At 59.4% G+C, this 2995-nt stretch carries 3 protein-coding genes; 1 reads left to right on the top strand and 2 read right to left on the bottom strand.

Translation table 11 applies throughout. The annotated features are described in order from the left end of the window. Nucleotides 1-32: 32 nt before the first annotated feature. A protein-coding gene (locus tag ACP159_RS25585; protein WP_425098180.1) for an IS3 family transposase occupies nucleotides 33-1213 on the bottom strand; the annotation gives its coding sequence in 2 pieces (ribosomal slippage) (nucleotides 33-916 and nucleotides 916-1213; 1182 coding nt in all). 130 nt (nucleotides 1214-1343) lie between these two features. Between ACP159_RS25585 and ACP159_RS25580 the strand changes: the two genes are divergently transcribed. Beyond that, nucleotides 1344-1697 carry a GIY-YIG nuclease family protein gene (locus ACP159_RS25580; RefSeq protein WP_425102498.1) on the top strand — a complete coding sequence of 118 codons (354 nt, stop codon included), beginning with the start codon at nucleotides 1344-1346 and terminating at the stop codon, nucleotides 1695-1697. A gap of 36 nt (nucleotides 1698-1733) precedes the next feature. On the opposite strand, the gene ACP159_RS25575 is transcribed toward ACP159_RS25580, so the two are convergent. Then, a protein-coding gene (locus ACP159_RS25575) for an IS3 family transposase (protein ID WP_425098180.1) occupies nucleotides 1734-2914 on the bottom strand; the annotation gives its coding sequence in 2 pieces (ribosomal slippage) (nucleotides 1734-2617 and nucleotides 2617-2914; 1182 coding nt in all). Nucleotides 2915-2995 lie beyond the last annotated feature (81 nt).

Genomic DNA, 2995 nt, shown 5'->3' with positions numbered 1-2995 from the left:
CTCCCCATCTTTTGGCCAGTTTCCGGGGTGGTTTAAGCTACTCTCTGCCCCTGCTGGTCGGTTTCGATCTGGTTGAAGTAGACCACGGCGGGCGGCTGTCCGCCATGGGCGGCGTGAGGCCGCTGGTGGTTGTAGAAGGTGATCCATTGGCCAACCCCGGCCTTCGCCTGCGAGCCCGTCTCCCAGGCGTGCAGATAGACGCACTCATACTTCAGGGACCGCCAGAGGCGTTCGATGAAGATGTTGTCGAGACACCGGCCCTTGCCGTCCATCGAGATCCGGGTGCCGATCCGTTTCAGCCGGTCGGTCCAGGCGAAGGACGTGAACTGCGACCCCTGATCGGTATTCATGATCTCGGGCGGGCCGAAGCGGTGGACCGCCTCGTTCAGCGCCTCGACGCAGAAGTCGGCTTCGAGCGTGTTCGAGATGCGCCAAGTCAGCACCTTGCGGGTGAACCAGTCCATGATGGCAACCAGGTAGAGGAAGCCCCGCCGCATCGGAAGGTACGTGATGTCGGCGCACCAGACCTGGTTGGGCCGTTCCACCCGCAGGCCACCCAACAGGTAGGGGTAGGTTTTGTGCCCCTTGGCCGGTTTGCTGGTGTTCGGCTTCTGATAAATCGGCATCAAACGCATGAGCCGCATCAGCCGCCGGATACGCTTCACGTTCACAGCGTGGCCCTCGTTCTGCAGGTGCCAGGTCATTTGTTGGACGCCGTAGAACGGGGTTTCGAGGAACTGCCGGTCGATCAGTTGCATGAGCGCCAGGTTCACTGCGGTCTCGCCCAGCGGTGCGTAGTAGAACGACGACCGCGAGATCGACAGCAGGCGGCATTGCGCCCCGACCGACAGCGTGGGGTGAGAGCGTTCGATCATCCCGCGCCTCACTTGCCGGTCCAAGGCTTGAGCTTTCTGGACAAAAAATCGTTGGCGACGGCCAGTTCCCCGATCTTGGCGTGAAGCGACCGCACCGTCTCCTCGTCGACCTCGGCCTTCTTCTTCCCGCCGCGCTCGAAAATGTCAGATGCGCCTTCAAGCAGCGCGCTCGCCATTGTTCTTGAACCAATGGCGCACAATGGCTCGCTCCACTGATGGATCATGGTCGGATGCACGCCGTATTCCGCGGCCAGCTCCGACACCGTGCGCTCGCCCTTCAGGGCTTCCAGCGCCACGCGAGCCTTGAAGCCCGCGTCATGGTTCCTGCGTTTCGACATGTTCTGATCTCCTCGTTCTTAGAGACCAGCAGACGTCAGATAGTAGCTTCCGTCACTGTCCGATTTTCGGGGAGGAGCTCAATGTGCTTGTGATGGGAACAAGTTACTCAAGAGAAGGAAGGGACGCCGAGTGTCAGATCGATTTGTTCCGAGTCTGGGTCTTGCGAATATTGGGGTTCAGCCGAGAGATCCCGGCTACATTTATCTTCTGGGCGCAGGTTTCCGGATAAAAATTGGGCGCTCGATCAACAGAGAGACTCGGATCAAGCAAGCGAGAACTTGGCTACCTAAATGTGAGGTGATCGGCGTTAAACCATTCTGGAATCACAAAAATGTTGAAAAGTACTTGCAGCTAGGAATGGCTAGATTCTGGGTCACAGGTGAATGGTACGAGTTTGAAGGTGACGAATTCGAAGATCTGTTTTTGATGGAGTTTAGGGCTTTTAGTGAGCAGGACATCAATAGGAACTCGATCGACTTCTGAGCTCCTCCCCATCTTTTGGCCAGTTTCCGGGGTGGTTTAAGCTACTCTCTGCCCCTGCTGGTCGGTTTCGATCTGGTTGAAGTAGACCACGGCGGGCGGCTGTCCGCCATGGGCGGCGTGAGGCCGCTGGTGGTTGTAGAAGGTGATCCATTGGCCAACCCCGGCCTTCGCCTGCGAGCCCGTCTCCCAGGCGTGCAGATAGACGCACTCATACTTCAGGGACCGCCAGAGGCGTTCGATGAAGATGTTGTCGAGACACCGGCCCTTGCCGTCCATCGAGATCCGGGTGCCGATCCGTTTCAGCCGGTCGGTCCAGGCGAAGGACGTGAACTGCGACCCCTGATCGGTATTCATGATCTCGGGCGGGCCGAAGCGGTGGACCGCCTCGTTCAGCGCCTCGACGCAGAAGTCGGCTTCGAGCGTGTTCGAGATGCGCCAAGTCAGCACCTTGCGGGTGAACCAGTCCATGATGGCAACCAGGTAGAGGAAGCCCCGCCGCATCGGAAGGTACGTGATGTCGGCGCACCAGACCTGGTTGGGCCGTTCCACCCGCAGGCCACCCAACAGGTAGGGGTAGGTTTTGTGCCCCTTGGCCGGTTTGCTGGTGTTCGGCTTCTGATAAATCGGCATCAAACGCATGAGCCGCATCAGCCGCCGGATACGCTTCACGTTCACAGCGTGGCCCTCGTTCTGCAGGTGCCAGGTCATTTGTTGGACGCCGTAGAACGGGGTTTCGAGGAACTGCCGGTCGATCAGTTGCATGAGCGCCAGGTTCACTGCGGTCTCGCCCAGCGGTGCGTAGTAGAACGACGACCGCGAGATCGACAGCAGGCGGCATTGCGCCCCGACCGACAGCGTGGGGTGAGAGCGTTCGATCATCCCGCGCCTCACTTGCCGGTCCAAGGCTTGAGCTTTCTGGACAAAAAATCGTTGGCGACGGCCAGTTCCCCGATCTTGGCGTGAAGCGACCGCACCGTCTCCTCGTCGACCTCGGCCTTCTTCTTCCCGCCGCGCTCGAAAATGTCAGATGCGCCTTCAAGCAGCGCGCTCGCCATTGTTCTTGAACCAATGGCGCACAATGGCTCGCTCCACTGATGGATCATGGTCGGATGCACGCCGTATTCCGCGGCCAGCTCCGACACCGTGCGCTCGCCCTTCAGGGCTTCCAGCGCCACGCGAGCCTTGAAGCCCGCGTCATGGTTCCTGCGTTTCGACATGTTCTGATCTCCTCGTTCTTAGAGACCAGCAGACGTCAGATAGTAGCTTCCGTCACTGTCCGATTTTCGGGGAGGAGCTCA

The organism is Tropicibacter sp. S64, assembly GCF_049803835.1.
Lineage (GTDB): Bacteria > Pseudomonadota > Alphaproteobacteria > Rhodobacterales > Rhodobacteraceae > Pacificoceanicola.
Note: the sequence above shows the minus strand (reverse complement) of the source record. Positions and strands in the feature narration are given on the sequence as shown.